The sequence below is a fragment of the Streptomyces sp. YIM 121038 genome (genome assembly GCF_006088715.1).
In the GTDB taxonomy this organism is placed as follows: Bacteria; Actinomycetota; Actinomycetes; order Streptomycetales; family Streptomycetaceae; genus Streptomyces.
In genome coordinates this window covers 4,120,032-4,137,768 of record NZ_CP030771.1, presented here as the reverse complement: position 1 = coordinate 4,137,768, position 17,737 = coordinate 4,120,032, and the positions used below count along the sequence as shown (strand labels likewise).

Below are 17,737 nucleotides of genomic sequence, written 5' to 3'. Positions count from 1 at the left end.
GCCTCGGGCGGGTGGCGGCGCGCGTGCTCCCGGCGCGTTGCGGCGTGCGCGCTCAGGGCGTGCACGCCGCCGCGATGGAGAGGCTGTTCTCGTACAGGTGGTGCCGGGTGATCCGGCCGCCCTCGACGGTCAGGCGCAGCGCGAACGGGCCCTCGAAGGACTTCCCGGTGGCGCGTACGGTGCCCGACAGATGGCCCATGATCACGGCGTCCTGCCCGCTCACCAGGTAGGTGTCGACGCTGGCCCGCGCGTCCTCGGCGACCGTGTGACTCGCCAACTCCTCGCCCTGGGCGGCGCATTCGGCGGCGGTGGAGCGCGGGCGTATCCACGGCACGACCGGGTTCTCGGCGAGCAGCCAGTCGACGTCGTCGGCGAAGATCTCGGTGAGGCGCGCGGTGTCGTTCGCGAGGCGCGCGGCGAAGAAGGCGTCGACGGTGGCGCGGGTGGCGTCCTCGACCGTGCGGGCTTCCGTGACCATGGGGACTCCCTCGTTTGACGTGATCGTCCCTTGAGACTGCCAGGGCGCGCGGCGGCGCGCGATTACCTCCGAGGTAGCGCCCCGAAGGGGCGCGGGGAACTGCGCGACCAGCCACCACGAACCCGCAGGTTGCGGACGGCCCAACCCGGCAATGCAAGTACGGTGGGGACCGTTCCATGGGAGGGAAATTCGTGAGGTTCGGAGTCACGGGGCGGCGCGCGGCCGCTCACGCCGTCGTACTGGTGGTCGCCCTCGGCGGCCTGGCCGCCTGCGACAAGGACGAGAAGGACGGGGCCGGGAAGGGCGGCGCGCCCGGTGGCCGCGCGGGCTCCGCGCTCGCCGCCGTGGACTCACTGACCGTCAAGGGCCGCGCCCCCAAGACCGGTTACGAGCGCGCGCGCTTCGGCAGCGCCTGGGCCGACACCGACTCCAACGGCTGCGGCACCCGCGACGACATACTCAAGCGGGACCTGAAGGACGTGAAGTTCCGGGGCGGCGACTGCGTGGTCACCGCGGGGAAGCTCGCGCCCGACCCGTACACCGGCAAGGACGTGACGTTCACGCGCGGCCGCAGCCGCGTCGACATCGACCACGTCGTGGCGCTCTCCGACGCCTGGCAGAAGGGCGCCCAGCGCTGGGACGCGAGCAAGCGCATCGCCCTTGCCAACGACCCCCTGAACCTGCTCGCCGTCGACGCGGGCCCCAACCGCGGCAAGGGCGACGGCGACACCGCGACGTGGCTGCCGCCGGACAAGGGCTTCCGCTGCACCTATGTGGCCCGGCAGGTGGCCGTGAAGAAGAAGTACGAGCTGTCGGTGACGGGCGCCGAGCGCGACGCGATGCGCAAGGTCCTGTCGGGCTGCCCGCGGGAGAAGCTCCCCGGCGGCGGCAGCCCGACCCGGGCCCCGGAGCGCTTCCGGGCGCGGTGACGCGCGGACATTCGGCGGTGGCGCGCGGACATCCGGCGGTGGTGCGCGGATATTCGGTGGGCGGGCCGGGCCCGCGCGGCTAGCGTGCTGCGCGTGGACCTGACGATCACCACCCTCGCCGAGCGACCCGGTCTGGCCGGGCCGATGTGGGCCATGGACGACTCCTGGGCCGAGTTCGTGGGCCACGACCTGGTCGCCCGGTCGCACATGGGCCTGATCCCCGAGGCGTTCCCGGAGTACGTCCTGCTGGCCACGGACGGTCAGGAGCGGGTGGTGGCACGGGCGTTCAGCGTGCCGTTCGCGCTGCGCTCCGAGGAGCGGGGCGGCGACCGCGCCGAGCTGCCGGACGGGGGCTGGGACCAGGTCCTGGTCTGGGCGTTCGACGACCGGCACGGCGGTGAGAAGGCGGACACGGTCAGCGCGATCGAGGTCGCCGTCGACCCCGCGTGCCAAGGGCACGGCCTCTCCGGCCGGATGCTGGCCGCGATGCGCGAGAACGCGCGCGCCCGCGGCTTCGCGGAGGTCGTCGCGCCGGTGCGGCCCAACGCCAAGCACCAGGAGCCCGCGACCCCGATCGAGGAGTACGCGCGGCGCACCCGCGACGACGGGCTGCCGTACGACCCCTGGCTGCGCGTCCACGTCCGCGCGGGCGGCGTCATCGCGAAGGTGGCGCCGGTGTCGATGACGGTGTCGGGTTCGCTCGCGCAGTGGCGGGAGTGGACGGGGCTGCCGTTCGACGGGCCCGGCGGGGAGCGCCGCGTCGAGGTGCCGGGCGCGCTCGTGCCGGTGCACCGCGTGCCGGAGCAGGGCTGCGCGGTCTACGTCGAGCCGAACGTGTGGGTGCGGCACGCCCTGTGACAGGGGTGCCGCACGGCCCGGCGGGCGTCCGCCTGGTGGGTCCGGTGGGTGTCCGCCCGGCGGGCCCGGTGGGGGTCCGTCGGCCGGGTCCGGTGGGGGTCAGCCGTCCAGCTTGTCGAGGTCGAGCACGTCGCCCTTCGGCGGGGTCGCCTTCACGGGCTTGTCGAAGTCGGTGAAGACGATCGTGTCCCGCTTCTTGCCCTTGCCGGGGTCGTTGACCGCCTTCAGGAGGTACGGCTTGCCCTCGGTGGCCACGTAGAGCGTCGCCCGCCCCTCGCCGTCGGTCTCGTGCAGGGTGATCGCCGGGGTGCCGTCAACCGTGGTGGCCTTGCCCTTGCGCGCCGCCGACCGGGTGTCCTTGAAGTCGGAGAGGACCGTCTTCAGGTCGCAGAACTGGTCGAAGTCCTTCTCGTCGGACTTCGTCGTGGTGGTCTTCACCCAGCGGTCCGCCATCATGTCGATCGACGCCTGGACGTCGGCCTTCGGCTCGCCCTTCATCTCGGAGCGCAGGAACGCGGCGTCGTTGCGCATGTACACCGTCCGGCCCGTGCCGATCAGGTCGACCGAGCCCTCGCCGCCGGTGCCGATGGTGCCGACGCAGCTCCCCTTGGTGTCGAGCGCGAGGTCGATGGAGCCCGGACCGCCGCCCTCCGACATGGACCCCTTCATACGGACCGAGGACGCGCCGGACGTCGCCTTCATGGCCTTGTCGACGATCTGGGGCCCCGAGAGGTCCGCGAACGGGTCCTTCTTCTTCGTGGCCGCCGCCTTCTTGGTGTCGTCGGACTTGTCGCCCCCACAGGCCGTGAGCGTGACGGTCGCGGCGGTGGCGAGGCAGAGCGCGGCGAAGGCGGTGCGGCGCGAGTAGGCGTGCATGGAGAGTCCCCCCAGGGAGTTCGTGTTCAGCTCGGACATCAGACCAGATGCTTGTGAACCGAGTCAACACTGTTCACGGTCGATGGGTGGTTAACGGCCGTGAAAGGGGTTCGCCCGACTCGCCTGGGTAGGCTCGGCGTCACACGCGGTGGGCGATGACCGACGCGCACCGCACGCGGGACCGATGTGACAAGGGGCGGGGCAGTGGGGACCAGCGGGCCGACGCGGCCGGGCGGGAGCAGGGGGGACGTGACGTACGACGCGACGCGCGGCGTGACGCATGACGCGGCGCACGGCGCGACGCGCGACGTGACGCACGGCGCGACGCGCGAAGCGACCTACGTCGCGGCGTACGACGAAGGCGGGGCCGCCGGGCCGGGGGCCACCGAGGTGACCGCCGCCGGGATCGCCCGCCTCGCCGGAGTCGGCCGCGCCGCCGTCAGCAACTGGCGCCGCCGCCACGCCGACTTCCCCAAGCCCGTCGGCGGCACCGACACCAGCCCCTCCTTCGCGCTCGCCGAGGTCGAGCGCTGGCTGCGCGGCCAGGGCAAGCTCTCCGAAGTGCCGCTGCGCGAACGGGTCTGGCAGCAGCTCGCGGGCCACCCCGCGGGCCCCGTCACCGCCCTGCTGCACGCGGGCTGCGGCCTGCTCCTCGTACACGACCGGCACACCGACTGGCTGCGCCTGAGCGCGGTGTCCGACGCGCACCTGGCGCGCGGGCTCCCGGACGCCCTGGACGCCGTGCTCACACCGAGGTTCGGCAAGCCGCGGCGCACCCGCGCCGTGCCCGTCCCCGCGACGCCCGACCTCCTGCCGTCCGTCCCGCTGCTGCGCTCCGCCGCCGAACTCGCCGCCGAACTCGGCGCGCACACGGCGTACGAGTTCCTGCTCGGCCGCCACCTCGACGCCAACCCCCGGCAGTACACGCTCACCCCCCAGGGCCCCGCCGACCTCATGGCCGAACTCGCCGGGCCCGCCCGCAGCGTGCTCGACCCGGCCTGCGGCACCGGCGCCCTGCTGCGGGCCGCCGCCGGCGCCCCCGGCCAGCAGCTCTACGGCCAGGACAGCGCCGCCGACCTCGCGGCGCTCACCGCGCTGCGCCTGGCCCTCGGCTCCGACGCCCCGGCCACCGTGCGCACCGCCGCCGCCGACACCCTGCGCGCCGACGCCCACCCGGATCTCGCCGTCGACGCCGTCCTGTGCCACCCGCCGTTCAACGACCGCAACTGGGGCCACGACGAGCTGTCCTACGACGCCCGCTGGGAGTACGGCCTGCCGGCGCGCACCGAGTCCGAACTCGCCTGGGTGCAGCACGCCCTCGCCCGGCTGCGCGACGGCGGCACCGCCGTCCTGCTGATGCCGCCCGCCGCCGCGTCCCGCCGCTCCGGGCGCCGCATCCGCGCCGACCTGCTGCGCCGCGGCGCCCTGCGCGCCGTGATCGCGCTGCCGCCGGGCGCGGCGCCCCCGTACAACCTGCCGCTGCACGTCTGGGTCCTGCGCAGGCCGGGCCCCGGCGCGCCCGCCGCCCCCGAGGCCCTCCTCGTCGAGGCGGCCGGGGCCGCGGCCGCCGCCGACGGCAGGCACCCCGACCCCCGCCACCCCGAGTCCCGCCACACCGACGGGCGCGACCCGCGCGCCTGGCCGCCGGTGCAGGACGCCGTGCTCGACGCCTGGCGCCGCTTCGAGCGGCACGGCACCCTCGCCGAGATCCCCGGCTTCGCCCTGTCCGTGCCCGTGCTCGACCTCCTCGACGACGAGGTCGACCTGGCGCCCGCGCGCCGCCTGCCGCCCCGGGCCGCGGGCGGCGGCGCGACGGAGCTGCGCGCGGTCCGCGACCGGCTCGGCGAGACCCTGCGCCTGACCGCCGAGCTCACCCCGCCGCGGGCCGCGCCCGGCACCCCCGACACGGCCCGCTGGCCGCTCACCACCGTCGGCGAACTGGCCCGCGCGGGCCACCTGGTGATCCACACCGGCGGCGTCGGCGGCGCCCCCGGCGTGCCCGTCCTCACCGACCACGACGTGCTCACCGGCGCGCCGCCCGCCGTCCCGGCCGCGCCCCACGACGACACCTCCCTGACCGAGCGGCCGGAGCGGCCCGTGCTCACCGAGCCCGGCGACGTCGTCGTGCCCGTCTCCGGCACCGCCGCCGCCCGCGTCGTCGACGGGACCACCGCGGGCGCCGCCCTCGGCCGCGGCCTCGCCCTGCTGCGCCCCGACCCGGCGGCGCTCGACCCCTGGTTCCTCGCCGGGTTCCTGCGCGGCACGGCCAACACCCGCCGGGCCAGCAGCTACGCCTCCACCTCCGCCCGGCTCGACGTGCGCCGCCTCCAGCTGCCCCGCCTCCCGCCGGAGCGCCAGCGCGGCTACGGCGAGCGGTTCCGGGCGCTCGCCGCCTTCGAGGACGCGCTGCGGCTCGCGGGCCGCCTGGGCGAGCAACTGGTGCGCGGGATGTACGACGGGCTCACCGACGGCACGGTCGCGCCGGACGAGCCCGACCCGGCCCCGTGACCCACCGCACGACCGGCCCCGCGGCCGCCCCCTGACCGACCCCACGACCGACCCCACGACCGGCACCACCCGCACCACGCGCACCGGGAGCGCCGGACCGACACGTACCGCGTGATCAGTACGACAACGGTTCGGTACAACCCGATTCGGGTCCGCGGAGTCGGCCTATACGCTCGAATCCTCAACCGTCCGTCTCGTCAGGTAACCAGGAGCAGCCATGCACGGCCACGGCTATGCGCCGCCGCCCCCGCCGACCCCGGGGCCCCCGTCGACGGGTTCGCCCGTGACGCTGCGCGTGCTGTTCGTCGTGCTCGCGGCCCTGACGTGCGGCCTGCTGGCGTGGGCCGCGATGCTCCGGCTCGCGCTCGTCACGCGCGCGGTCCGCGACTGGGTGCTCTTCGTGGCCGTCGTCGCCCTCGACGTGCTCGCCGTCGTGCTCATCGGCGTCGACAAGGGCGACGAGGAGTTCACCGGGCCCGGCAACACGGGCATGACGATCCTCGTCGCCACCCTGGTGCCCGTGATCGCCTACTACCTGACCATGGACATCCGCCACCACGCGCGGCTCGCCCGCGCCCAGGCCCCGTACCAGCAGACGCAGTTCCCGGCCTACCCCCCGCAGCCGTCCCCGCCCGCGTACGGCTACCCGACGCAGAACACGCCCGTCCCCGCGCCCGCGCCGAGCCCGGCCCCGCCGCCGACCCCGCCGGGCCGCCAGCAGCCCGCCCGCATCGACCAGGTCCGCGCCGAGCTCGACGAGCTGAGCGACTATCTGCGCAAGCAGGAAGGCGGCAGCTGACCGTGGCATCCGGGACCGACCGACGCGTCGTCGCCGGGCGCTACGAGCTGGCCACCCTCATCGGCCAGGGCGGCATGGGCCAGGTCTGGACGGCGTACGACCAGCGTCTGGACCGCCGCGTCGCGGTCAAGCTGCTCCGCCCGGACAAGGTCGCGGGCGCCGAGGCCGACGAGCTGCGCCGCCGCTTCATCCGCGAGTGCCGCGTCACCGCGCAGGTCGACCACCCCGGCCTGGTCACCGTGCACGACGCGGGCAGCGACGGCGACGACCTCTACCTCGTCATGCAGTACGTCGACGGCGCCGACCTCGGCGACCACCTCGCCGAGCACGCGCCCTACCCCTGGCAGTGGGCCGTCGCCGTCGCCGCCCAGCTGTGCGCCGTGCTCTCCGCGGTGCACGCCGTGCCGATCGTGCACCGCGACCTCAAGCCGCGGAACGTGATGGTCCGCCAGGACGGCACGCTCACCATCCTCGACCTCGGCATCGCCTCGGTCATGGACACCGACACCACCCGTCTCACCCACACCGGCTCCCCGATCGGCAGCCCCTCGTACATGGCGCCGGAGCAGGCCATGGGCGGCGCCGTCGGCCCGTACACCGATCTGTACGCGCTCGGCGTGCTGCTCCACGAACTCCTCAGCGGCGACGTGCCGTTCTCCGGCTCGACCGCCCTCGGCGTGCTGCACCGGCACCTGTACGAGCCGCCGCTGCCGGTGCGCAGGCTGCGCCCCGAGGTCCCCGAGTCCGTCGAGTCCCTGGTCCTGCGGCTGCTCGCCAAGGACCCCCAGCACCGGCCCGCGAGCGCCCAGGACGTCTACGAGGAGCTGGTGCCGCTGCTGCCCGCGCGCTCCGCGCCGTCCGGCCGCCCGCTCGACCCGACCCGCCCCTTCCTGCGCCCGCACGCGCCCTGGCCCGACCGGGCCGCGACCCCCGCCGCCACCCCCCAGGCCCAGCCGCCCCGGCCCGGCCACGGCCAGGACGTCGCCCGCGCCGTCGACGAGGTCAAGCGGCTGCTCGGCGAGGGCCGCATCACCCAGGCCGTCGACGTCCTCGGCTCGATCCTGCCGGCCGCCGCCGCCCAGCACGGCGAGCACTCGCCCGTCGTCCGCACCCTGCGCAAGCAGTACGCGGCCACGCTGATGGACGACGGCCAGTACCGCCGCGCCCTGCCCGAGCTGCGCCGCCTCGCCGACCAGCGCGCCGCCGAGTCCGGCCACGCCGACCCGCAGTCCCTCCAGTTCCGCTACGAGGCGGCCCAGTGCCTGGAGCAGCTCGGCGAACCCGCCGCGGCCCTGGCCGAGTACCGCGCCCTGCTCCCTTACTACGAGAACCAGTACGCGACCGACGACATCCGCCAGTCCCTGGAGATCCGCCGCCGCATCGGCCACCTCCTGCTCGCCCTCGGCGACCGCTCGGCGGCCCACGACACGCTGGCCCGCCTCGTCCTGGACGCGGAGCGCGTCCACGGCGTCGGGCACCCCTTCCCCGCGGAGATCCGCCGAACCCTCCAGTGGCTGGGGCAAGTGCGCGGATAGGGCGGATTCCGGGCACCGGGGGTGCCCCAACTCCCGGTGAGTCGTTGGTGGTGGCGCGTCCCCCTGAACGAACCGGACGAGTTCTGGGGGAAGGGTGGCCGAGACGACCACCGCTGCCTACCATCGATCACCGCAAGACTTTGTGCAGCGAAGCACAATCTCTCCACCGGGAGGCCAACTTGCACCGCCGCCGTCGCACCGCGCTCCTCCTCTCCGCCGCGGCCGTCGCCGCTGCCCCGCTCCTCACCGCCTGCGGCAGTGACGCGCGCCCCGGCGCCGCGGCCGTCGTGGGCGACGACCGCATCACGGTGGCGCAGCTCGAACACCGGGTGAACGAGGTGCGTTCCGCGCAGCGCGCCGCCGTCCCCGACGACCGGCAGTACGAGCAAGTCATCGCCAAGACCGGCAGCCTCACCCGCAACACGCTGCACACGATGGTCCTCGACCGGGTCCTGCACCGCGCCGCGCGCGACGCCGGGGTGAGCGTCACCCGCAAGGAGATCCAGACCACCCGCGCCGAGATGACGCAACAGGCGGGCGGCCGCAAGGCCCTTGAGGCGGGCTGGCTCCAGCAGTACAGCATCGCGCCCAAGCGCCTCGACGACAGCATCCGCACGGAGATCGAGGCCCGGAAGCTGTCGGCGAAGCTCGGCGCCGACATGACCTCCAAGGCGGGCCAGGACACCTTCTGGGCCGCCCTGTCCAAGGCCTCCAAGAAGCTCGACGTCGATGTGAACCCGCGCTACGGCACCTGGGACACCACCCAGAACAAGCGGGTCGACACCAAGACCCCCTGGCTCCGCGAAGCGGCGGCCTGACCTCCGCCGCGGCTCCGCCGCCGTCGCGGCCGTGGGTTACGTTCGAGCGGTGAACGAAACCCCGGCGGGGCGCGTCGTCCTGCTCACCACCAGCCACCGCGTAGCCCCCGGCCTCCTGTCCTGGCCCGCCTGGCAGGCCCTGCACGCCGCCGACGACGTGCTGTGCGCCGACGCCGGCCATCCGCAGCTGCCGTATCTGCGCGAGGCGGGCGTCGACGTCAAGCAGGCCGCACCCACCGCCGAGGAACTGGTGCGCGCCTGCGCGGGCGGCCGCACCGTCCTGGTCGTGGCCACGGCCGAGGGCGACCGCCCGCTGACGGACGGCCTGGCCCGCCTCGCGGGCTCCGGCCGCCACGCCATGCCGGACCTGGAGCTGCTCCCCGGCTCGTACGACCTGCCGGGCGCCCGCCTCCTCGACCTCGTCCAGGTCATGGACCGCATCCGGGCCGAGTGCCCGTGGTCGTCGCGCCAGACCCACCGCAGCCTCGCGAAGTACGGCATCGAGGAGGCGTACGAACTGGTGGAGGCGATCGAGGACGGCGACCGCACGGAACTCCGGGAGGAGCTGGGCGACGTCCTGCTCCAGGTCGTCTTCCACGCGCGCATCGCGGAGGAGGACGATCAGGCGCCGTTCTCCGTGGACGACGTGGCGGGCACCATCGTCGACAAGCTCATCCACCGCCACCCCCACGTCTTCGGCGACGACACGGCCTCGACGCCCGAGGAGGTCAAGGCGCACTGGCTGCGCACCAAGGCGGTGGAGAAGCAGCGCGACTCCGTGACGGAGGGCATCCCCCTCGGCCAGCCCGGCCTCGCCCTCGCCGCCAAGCTCGCCTCCCGCGCCCGCACGGCCGCCCTGGACGTGCCGCTGCCGACGGGCGAGGGCATCGGCTACGAACTCCTGGCGATGGCCGTCCGCGCGGAGGCCGCAGGCATCGACCCGGAAGCCGCGCTACGGGCGGCGGCCCGCGCCTACCGGGACGCGATCCGCACGGCGGAGACGGCGTAACCCTCGCGGGGCGCCCCTGACCCGCCCCTTCCCGCTTCCTGGGGGCTCCGCCCCCAGACCCCCGCTCCTCAAACGCCGGAGAGGCTGAAAGATCTGCCGCAACCGGCGACAGTTCCAGCCCGTCCGGCGTTTGAGGACGAGGCGCGGAGCGCCGACAAACGGGGGGCACGGGGGGCGGAGCCCCCCGGATCGGGAAGGGGCGGGCCTGGGGCGCACCGCGAGGGACGGGCGGCTACCGTCGACCGCATGCACGACAAGCCCCCCGTCCCCCCACAGCCCGAGCTCTTCACCTGGGAGTTCGCCAGCGACCCCTACCCCGCCTACGCCTGGCTGCGCGAGCACGCCCCGGTGACGAAGCGGCGGCTCCCGAGCGGCGTCGAGGCCTGGCTGGTCACCCGCTACGCGGACGCGCGCCAGGCCCTGGCCGACCAGCGCCTCAGCAAGAACCCGGCACACCACGACGAGCCCGCGCACGCCAAGGGCAAGACGGGCATCCCGGGTGAGCGCAAGGCCGAGCTGATGACGCATCTGCTGAACATCGACCCGCCGGACCACACCCGGCTGCGCCGCCTGGTGTCGAAGGCGTTCACGCCGCGCCGCGTGGCGGAGTTCGAGTCCCGGGTGCAGGAGCTGACGGACCAGCTCATCGACGGGTTCGCGGAGCGGGGCGAGGCCGACCTCATCCACGAGTTCGCGTTCCCGCTGCCGATCTACGCCATCTGCGACATGCTCGGCGTACCGCGCGAGGACCAGGACGACTTCCGGGACTGGGCCGGGATGATGATCCGGCACGGCGGGGGCCCGCGCGGCGGCGTGGCGCGCTCGGTGAAGAAGATGCGCGGCTACCTCGCCGAGCTCATCCACCGCAAGCGGGAGTCCCTCGCGGACGAGGGCGACGACGACCTGATCTCCGGGCTGATCCGCGCCTCCGACCACGGCGAGCACCTCACCGAGAACGAGGCCGCGGCGATGGCCTTCATCCTCCTCTTCGCCGGCTTCGAGACGACCGTGAACCTCATCGGGAACGGCACGTACGCCCTGCTCACCCACCCCGAGCAGCGGGCCCTGCTGGAGCGCTCCCTGGCCGCGGGCGACACCGGCCTCCTCGCCACGGGCCTGGAGGAACTCCTGCGCTACGACGGGCCCGTGGAGCTGGCCACCTGGCGGTTCGCCACCGAGCCGCTGCGCATCGGCGGCCAGGACGTCGCGGCGGGCGACCCGGTGCTCGTCGTGCTCGCCGCCGCCGACCGCGACCCCGACCGCTTCGCCGAGCCCGACCGCCTCGACCTGTCCCGCCGCGACAACCAGCACCTCGGCTACGGCCACGGCATCCACTACTGCCTCGGCGCCCCGCTCGCCCGCCTGGAGGGGCAGACCGCCCTGGCCACCCTGCTGCGCCGCCTGCCCGACCTGCAACTGGCCTCGGCCCCGGAGGAGTTGAGGTGGCGCGGCGGGCTCATCATGCGGGGCCTCAGGACGTTGCCGGTGCGTTTCACACCCGCCCCGCGGGCCACTCGTGCTGATGGGCCGTCAACAATGTGACTTTCGCGTGATCTCGGCTGAACCGACTTGTGACTGGCGTTCGAGTGCCGCTACGTTCACGACGGCCCGGCACCCGCGCGCTCGCGCGCTCGCGCCGCGCCCGACCTGTCGTCCACGAAAGGCACCTGCATGCTCTCCGGCCAAGGCCGTCACCGTCGCCCCCGCCAGGTCCCGGCGATCCTCGTCACGGCGGGCGTCACCGGATCCGCCATCGCCATCCCGCTCCTCGGCGCGTCGAGCGCGAGCGCGGCGGACGCCGAGACGTGGGACAAGGTCGCGGAGTGCGAGAGCGGCGGCGCGTGGAGCGCCAAGGGCAGCGGCTACTACGGCGGCCTCCAGCTCACCCAGGACACCTGGGAGCGGTACGGCGGCCTCTCCTACGCGCCGAGCGCCGACCAGGCGAGCCGCTCCCAGCAGATCCACGTCGCCGAGAACGTGCTCGCCGACCGGGGCCCCGACGCCTGGCCGAACTGTGCCCCGGCCGCGGGCCTGACGAAGGGCGGCGAGGCCGCCGACGTCGACCCGGGCCTGCCGACGTCCCCGCCGCGCCCCGCGGACTCCGACGGGTCCGCCGCGTCCGGCAAGGACGAGGGCAAGGAGAAGGACAAGGACGAGGACAAGGGCGAGAAGGGCAAGGCCGGGGAGAAGGACGCGAAGGGCGAGCGCGAGGGCGCCGCCACGGACGCGGACGGCTCCGAGAAGGCCGAGAGGCCCGGCAGTTCCGCCGACGCGCGAGACAAGAGTCACGAAACGGACAGCCGGGACGGCGACGCCGACCGCGCCGACGAGGGCGGGAAGAGCGACGGGCGCGGCGGCAAGCACCGCAAGCCCGCCGCCGACGGCTCCGACAAGTCCGGTGCGGACGACAGCGCTTCGCCGCGGGAGTCCGACAGCGCCGGGCCCGGCGCGGACGACGCGCCCCGGGACGGCTCCGCCGGCCGCCACCGCGGCGACCGCGCCGACGAGAACGCCCCGTCCGGCGACACCGGCCCCGGGCGCCACGCCTCGCGCGGCGACGCGCGGGACGTCCCCGGCACCGAGCGCGCCGCGGGCACGTACACGGTCCGCTCCGGTGACAACCTCTCGGCGATCGCCGACAGCCACGACCTTGACGGCGGCTGGACGGATCTGTACGCGGGCAACAAGAAGACCGTGGGCTCCGACCCGGACCTCATCCTCCCCGGTCAGCGGCTCGAACTGGGGGCGGACGGCAAGGAAGTGACTGAGGGGAAGCCGGGCGGGAAGTAGGCCGAAAGCCCGGCAGTTCGCGATGAATGTCCGGTTTAAAGACGGTGAGAGGCAAGTGAGAGATGGGTCTCAGAAGCCCTGATCGTCTTTGAAATTCGGATGATTGCCTGACTACGGTCATGACCGCTCGCCACAGCGGGCCCCGCCGGTCGGTACGCCGAATCCTGCCAACGGCCGGACGGGAACAGTCGTCGCTTCGAGCGCCGAAGGCAGGAGCGGGGGACCCAAGGTAAGTGCCGGGCCCGGACGTTGAGCGGTCGCCAGACCGCGGGACGCACGGACACGGCTAGGGGTGAAGTCGCGCGCTAGGACGTGCGGCCGGGCACTCACCCGCCCGAACCCGACAGCTCACCTCGCAGGCGTCGGTGAGGGGATCACTTCATGCTGCGTTCCGGCAAGGGCAAGCACCGTCGTCCGACCAAGCTCGACAAGGCCACCCGCGCCGCCACCGTCGTCGGTGTCACCGGTGCCGCTGTCGCCGCCCCGCTGATGGCCGCCGGCACGGCCAACGCCGCCACTCCCGCCGAGTGGGACCGCGTCGCCGCGTGCGAGTCGGGCGGCAACTGGTCCATCAACACCGGCAACGGCTACTACGGCGGCGTGCAGTTCTCCGCCTCCACCTGGGCGGCGTACGGCGGCACGAAGTACGCGCCGACCGCCGACAAGGCCTCCAAGGCCCAGCAGATCGAGATCGCCGAGAAGGTCCTCGCGGGCCAGGGCAAGGGCGCGTGGCCGAAGTGCGGCGTGGGCCTGTCCGGCTCCCCGTACACCGGCGGCGGCTCCTCCGGCGGTGGCCAGCAGCAGCCGCAGCAGCAGAACAAGCCGCGGCCCCAGCAGCAGGCGCAGCCGCAGCAGCAGGCCGCTCCCAAGCCGCAGGCGCAGCCGCAGCACCAGCCGCAGCAGGCCGCCCCGCAGGTCGAGAAGAAGACCGTCCAGACCCCGACCGGCAAGGTCGTGAAGAAGGGCGACGGCGAGTACAAGGTCGAGTCCGGCGACACCCTGTCGAAGATCGCCCAGGAGCACGACGTCAAGGGCGGCTGGCAGAAGCTGTACCAGCTGAACGACGACATCGTCTCCGACGCCGACTTCATCTACCCGGGCCAGCAGCTGCACCTCAGCTGACCCGCCCCGGCCCCGGCAGCGCCCGGAGCCGCCCCGTCCCCATGGGCTACCGCCCCGGTGCGCGTCCCCCCGCCGCACCGGGGCGGTACCTTTTTGTCCGGTAGTTTGTTTGCTGAGGGAACTATCCGCGTTCGGCCCGTCGGCCCGTCCATGTGCTGGGCGGTCGGATGGCCGATGCCCCGGAGCCGGTTAGGCTCGTGTCGCAGGGGCCAGCGCGGCCCCTAGTACCCCCGCGTACCCCGCGTCACATCCCATAAGGAGATGCTCGTGCCGTCCATCGACGTCGTCGTAGCCCGGGAAATCCTGGACTCCCGAGGCAATCCCACGGTCGAGGTCGAGGTCGGCCTCGACGACGGCTCCACCGGCCGTGCCGCCGTCCCGTCCGGCGCCTCCACCGGCGCCTTCGAGGCCATCGAACTCCGTGACGGAGACGCCAACCGCTACGGCGGCAAGGGCGTGGAGAAGGCCGTCCTCGCCGTCATCGAGCAGATCGGCCCGGAGCTCGTCGGCTACGACGCCACCGAGCAGCGCCTGATCGACCAGGCCATGTTCGACCTGGACGCCACGGACAACAAGGGCTCCCTCGGCGCCAACGCCATCCTCGGCGTCTCCCTCGCCGTGGCCCACGCCGCCTCCGAGGCCTCCGACCTGCCGCTCTTCCGCTACCTGGGCGGTCCGAACGCGCACCTGCTGCCGGTGCCGATGATGAACATCCTGAACGGCGGATCCCACGCGGACTCCAACGTCGACATCCAGGAGTTCATGATCGCCCCGATCGGCGCGGAGTCCTTCTCCGAGGCCCTGCGCTGGGGCGCCGAGGTCTACCACACGCTGAAGAAGGTCCTGAAGAACAAGGGCCTGTCCACCGGCCTCGGCGACGAGGGCGGCTTCGCGCCGAACCTGGAGTCCAACCGCGCCGCCCTCGACCTCATCGTCGAGGCCATCAAGCAGGCCGGTTACGTCCCGGGCGAGCAGATCGCGCTGGCGCTCGACGTCGCCGCGTCCGAGTTCTACAAGGACGGCTCCTACGAGTTCGAGGGCAAGTCCCGCTCGGCCGCCGAGATGACCGACTACTACGCCGAGCTTGTCTCCGCGTACCCGCTGGTCTCCATCGAGGACCCGCTGTACGAGGACGACTGGGACGGCTGGAAGATCATCACCGAGAAGCTGGGCGACAAGGTCCAGATCGTCGGCGACGACCTCTTCGTCACCAACCCCGAGCGCCTCCAGCGCGGCATCGACGAGGACGCCGCCAACGCGCTGCTCGTCAAGGTCAACCAGATCGGCTCGCTGACCGAGACCCTGGACGCCGTCGAGCTGGCCCAGCGCAACGGCTTCAAGTGCATGATGTCCCACCGCTCCGGCGAGACCGAGGACGTCACCATCGCCGACCTCGCCGTCGCGGTGAACTGCGGCCAGATCAAGACCGGCGCCCCGGCCCGCTCGGACCGCGTCGCCAAGTACAACCAGCTGCTGCGCATCGAGGAGATCCTCGACGACGCCGCGGTGTACGCGGGCCGCAGCGCGTTCCCGCGCTTCAAGGGCTAAGGCCTAGCCAGTCGTACGTACGTCCCCGTACTCGGTCCCGTACCGTGTGCGGGGACGTACGCACGTAGTGGGGAGGCGGACATGGCAGTGAAGAACCGCGACCGGTTCTCCACCGCGACGCGGCTCAAGCTGCTCGGCGAGCAGACCGCGCAGCGCGTCTACCGCTCCCAGACCAAGCGCCAGGCCCGCCGCTCCCGGCTCACCGGGCGCGCGGCGCTGCTCGTCCTCGTGGTGTGCTCGCTGGTGGTCGCGCTCGCCTACCCGATACGGCAGTACGTCGCGCAGCGCGCCGAGATCGCCGAGCAGCGGCAGAAGCAGGCCGAGCACCGCGAGAACGTCGAGCGCCTGCGCGACGAGAAGGCCCGCTGGCAGGACGACGCCTACGCCGAGCAGCGCATCCGCGACCGGCTGCACTACGTGATGCCCGGCGAGACCGGCTTCACGGTGATCGACCCCCAGGCCGCCGAACGCCACCGCCCCGACGGGGGCGGCACCGACCGGCCCTGGTACTCCAACGTCTGGGACGGCATCGACAAGGCGGACGGCTCCGGCGCCGCGGGCCGTCCCGACGACAACTGATCCGACCCTCGCACCCACCGAAAGACAGGCATGGAAACGCCCCCGCCCCAGACCGAGTCCACCGCGCCCACGGACGCCGACATCGCCGCGTTCCAGGAGCAGCTGGGCCGCCCGCCGCGCGGCCTGCGGGCCATCGCGCACCGCTGCCCCTGCGGGAACCCGGACGTGGTCGAGACGGCCCCCCGTCTGGAGGACGGCACGCCGTTCCCGACGACGTTCTATCTGTCGTGCCCGCGCGCGGCCTCCGCGATCGGCACGCTGGAGGCGAACGGCGTGATGAAGGAGATGACGGAGCGGCTCGCGACCGACCCGGAGCTCGCCGCCGCGTACCGCGCGGCGCACGAGGACTACATCGCCCGGCGCGACTCCATCGAGGTCCTGGAGGGCTTTCCCTCGGCCGGCGGCATGCCGGACCGCGTGAAGTGCCTGCACGTCCTGGTCGCCCACTCCCTGGCCGCGGGCCCCGGCGTGAACCCCCTGGGCGACGAGGCCATCGCCATGCTCCCGGAGTGGTGGCGCAAGGGCCCGTGTGTCTCGGGCGACGCCTGCTGAGCCGCTTCCCCGCTGTGGGCAGTCGTTCCGCAGGGCGGAACGGGTGGGCACAGCCCCCCCGCTGCCCCCTACCCGTCAACGCAAAGGAGCACCCAGCGTGACCCGCGTGGCCGCCATCGACTGTGGCACGAACTCGATCCGCCTCCTCGTCGCGGACGCGGACCCGCGGACCGGCGAGCTCGTCGACCTCGACCGCCGCATGCAGATCGTCCGCCTCGGACAGGGCGTGGACAAGACGGGCCGCCTGGCCCCCGAGGCCCTGGAGCGGACCTTCGCGGCCTGCCGCGAGTACGCCGCCGTCATCAAGGAGCACGGCGCGCAGCGCACCCGCTTCGTGGCGACCTCCGCGTCGCGCGACGCGGAGAACCGCGAGGAGTTCGTCCGCGGCGTCCTGGACATCCTCGGCGTCGAGCCGGAGGTGATCAGCGGCGACCAGGAGGCGGAGTTCTCCTTCACGGGCGCCACCAAGGAGCTGACGGGCCGCGCCGACCTGGAGACGCCCTACCTCGTCGTGGACATCGGCGGCGGCTCCACGGAGTTCGTCGTGGGCGACGGCAGCGTACGGGCGGCCCGCTCCGTGGACGTCGGCTGCGTCCGCATGACCGAGCGGCACTTCGTGCGCGACGGCGCCGTCACCGACCCGCCGACCGCCGAGCAGCTCGCCGCCGTCCGCGCGGACATCGCCGCGGCGCTCGACCTCGCCGAGGAGACGGTCCCGCTGCGCGCGGCGCGGACCCTGGTGGGGCTCGCGGGCTCGGTCACCACGGTGGCCGGGATCGCGCTCGGCCTCGACGCGTACGAGTCCGCCGCGATCCACCACTCGCGCGTCTCGTACGAGCAGGTCAAGGCCATCGTGGAGCGGCTCACGCAGTCGACGCACGCCGAGCGCGCGGCGATCCCCGTGATGCACCCGGGCCGGGTCGACGTGATCGTGGCGGGCGCCCTCGTGCTGCTCTCGATCATGGAGCGGGTCGGTGCCCGCGAGGTGGTCGTGAGCGAACACGACATCCTGGACGGAATCGCCTGGAAGGTGGCGGAGGAGCTCGACGCCTAGCCCCCCGCGGGCCCCCTCGGCGAGGCCCCGCGGACCCTCTCGGCGAGGCCCGGTGGATCATCGCTTGAGCGGGGCGGATGTCGTTTGAGCAGCCGTCGGGCGGCTTCGGCGGCCCGGCGGCGACACTCCGTCGGGAAAGTTCGTGAAGTTCTTCACAAGGAAAACGGCCCTGTAGGGCGTGGTTCCGAGGAGTTTCGGGTCCGGAGGCGGGGTTTTGAAGGCGCGAGACTGACGTTCGCGGCGCATCGCAGGCGTTACAGGCGTGTGAACCGAGGAGTGGTT

16 protein-coding genes and 1 riboswitch are annotated in these 17,737 nt (G+C 73.6%); of the genes, 14 read left to right on the top strand and 2 right to left on the bottom strand.

Annotation, left to right across the window (positions count from 1 at the left end; translation table 11 throughout):
* Positions 1-52 precede the first annotated feature (52 nt).
* Positions 53-478, bottom strand: a complete 426-nt coding sequence (locus C9F11_RS17250) for a nuclear transport factor 2 family protein (RefSeq protein WP_138960135.1) — start codon at positions 476-478, stop codon at positions 53-55.
* Between the two features lie 176 nt (positions 479-654).
* On the opposite strand from C9F11_RS17250, the gene C9F11_RS17245 reads away from it, so the two are divergent.
* Both C9F11_RS17245 and C9F11_RS17240 read left to right on the top strand, forming a co-directional pair.
* Positions 655-1,407, top strand: coding sequence for an HNH endonuclease family protein (locus C9F11_RS17245; RefSeq protein WP_138960134.1), 753 nt, complete (start codon positions 655-657; stop codon positions 1,405-1,407).
* A 93-nt stretch (positions 1,408-1,500) separates the two neighbouring features.
* Complete coding sequence (locus tag C9F11_RS17240) at positions 1,501-2,265, top strand: GNAT family N-acetyltransferase (protein WP_171075760.1); 765 nt, start codon at positions 1,501-1,503, stop codon at positions 2,263-2,265.
* A 99-nt stretch (positions 2,266-2,364) separates the two neighbouring features.
* On the opposite strand, the gene C9F11_RS17235 is transcribed toward C9F11_RS17240, so the two are convergent.
* On the bottom strand, positions 2,365-3,180 hold the full coding sequence (locus C9F11_RS17235) for a hypothetical protein (RefSeq protein ID WP_249401764.1): 816 nt from the start codon (positions 3,178-3,180) through the stop codon (positions 2,365-2,367).
* A gap of 351 nt (positions 3,181-3,531) precedes the next feature.
* Here C9F11_RS17235 and C9F11_RS17230 point away from each other — a divergent pair, with 351 nt between their 5' ends.
* The 12 genes from C9F11_RS17230 to C9F11_RS17175 all read left to right on the top strand — a co-directional run bounded on the left by C9F11_RS17230 (position 3,532) and on the right by C9F11_RS17175 (position 17,455).
* A complete protein-coding gene (locus tag C9F11_RS17230; protein WP_249402190.1) occupies positions 3,532-5,649 on the top strand; it encodes an N-6 DNA methylase in 2,118 nt (705 codons plus the stop codon).
* A 217-nt stretch (positions 5,650-5,866) separates the two neighbouring features.
* The gene (locus C9F11_RS17225; RefSeq protein WP_138960132.1) at positions 5,867-6,448 is read left to right on the top strand and encodes a hypothetical protein; all 582 of its coding nucleotides are present in this window, start codon (positions 5,867-5,869) and stop codon (positions 6,446-6,448) included.
* Positions 6,445-7,983: a serine/threonine-protein kinase gene (locus tag C9F11_RS17220; protein ID WP_138966599.1), complete on the top strand. Its 1,539-nt coding sequence runs from the start codon at positions 6,445-6,447 to the stop codon at positions 7,981-7,983. The genes C9F11_RS17225 and C9F11_RS17220 overlap by 4 nt, the downstream gene beginning before the upstream one ends.
* Positions 7,984-8,162: 179 nt before the next feature.
* Positions 8,163-8,801, top strand: coding sequence for a SurA N-terminal domain-containing protein (locus C9F11_RS17215; protein WP_138960131.1), 639 nt, complete (start codon positions 8,163-8,165; stop codon positions 8,799-8,801).
* A gap of 49 nt (positions 8,802-8,850) precedes the next feature.
* Positions 8,851-9,810, top strand: coding sequence for a nucleoside triphosphate pyrophosphohydrolase (locus C9F11_RS17210; RefSeq protein WP_138960130.1), 960 nt, complete (start codon positions 8,851-8,853; stop codon positions 9,808-9,810).
* 246 nt (positions 9,811-10,056) lie between these two features.
* Positions 10,057-11,352 (top strand): cytochrome P450, encoded by a 1,296-nt coding sequence (locus tag C9F11_RS17205; protein ID WP_138960129.1) that lies wholly within the window; start codon positions 10,057-10,059, stop codon positions 11,350-11,352.
* A gap of 129 nt (positions 11,353-11,481) precedes the next feature.
* Positions 11,482-12,600 carry a transglycosylase family protein gene (locus tag C9F11_RS17200; protein ID WP_138960128.1) on the top strand — a complete coding sequence of 373 codons (1,119 nt, stop codon included), beginning with the start codon at positions 11,482-11,484 and terminating at the stop codon, positions 12,598-12,600.
* 191 nt (positions 12,601-12,791) lie between these two features.
* Positions 12,792-12,977: riboswitch (cyclic di-AMP (ydaO/yuaA leader) on the top strand.
* A gap of 4 nt (positions 12,978-12,981) precedes the next feature.
* Positions 12,982-13,722, top strand: coding sequence for a transglycosylase family protein (locus C9F11_RS17195; protein ID WP_138960127.1), 741 nt, complete (start codon positions 12,982-12,984; stop codon positions 13,720-13,722).
* A 267-nt stretch (positions 13,723-13,989) separates the two neighbouring features.
* Entirely contained in the window at positions 13,990-15,270 is a 1,281-nt protein-coding gene (gene eno, locus C9F11_RS17190; RefSeq protein ID WP_138960126.1) for a phosphopyruvate hydratase, read from the top strand.
* Between the two features lie 81 nt (positions 15,271-15,351).
* Positions 15,352-15,849, top strand: a complete 498-nt coding sequence (locus C9F11_RS17185; RefSeq protein WP_138960125.1) for a septum formation initiator family protein — start codon at positions 15,352-15,354, stop codon at positions 15,847-15,849.
* Between the two features lie 30 nt (positions 15,850-15,879).
* Positions 15,880-16,401 (top strand): DUF501 domain-containing protein, encoded by a 522-nt coding sequence (locus C9F11_RS17180; RefSeq protein WP_138960124.1) that lies wholly within the window; start codon positions 15,880-15,882, stop codon positions 16,399-16,401.
* 97 nt (positions 16,402-16,498) lie between these two features.
* The gene (locus C9F11_RS17175) at positions 16,499-17,455 is read left to right on the top strand and encodes a Ppx/GppA phosphatase family protein (protein ID WP_138960123.1); all 957 of its coding nucleotides are present in this window, start codon (positions 16,499-16,501) and stop codon (positions 17,453-17,455) included.
* Positions 17,456-17,737: the final 282 nt, after the last annotated feature.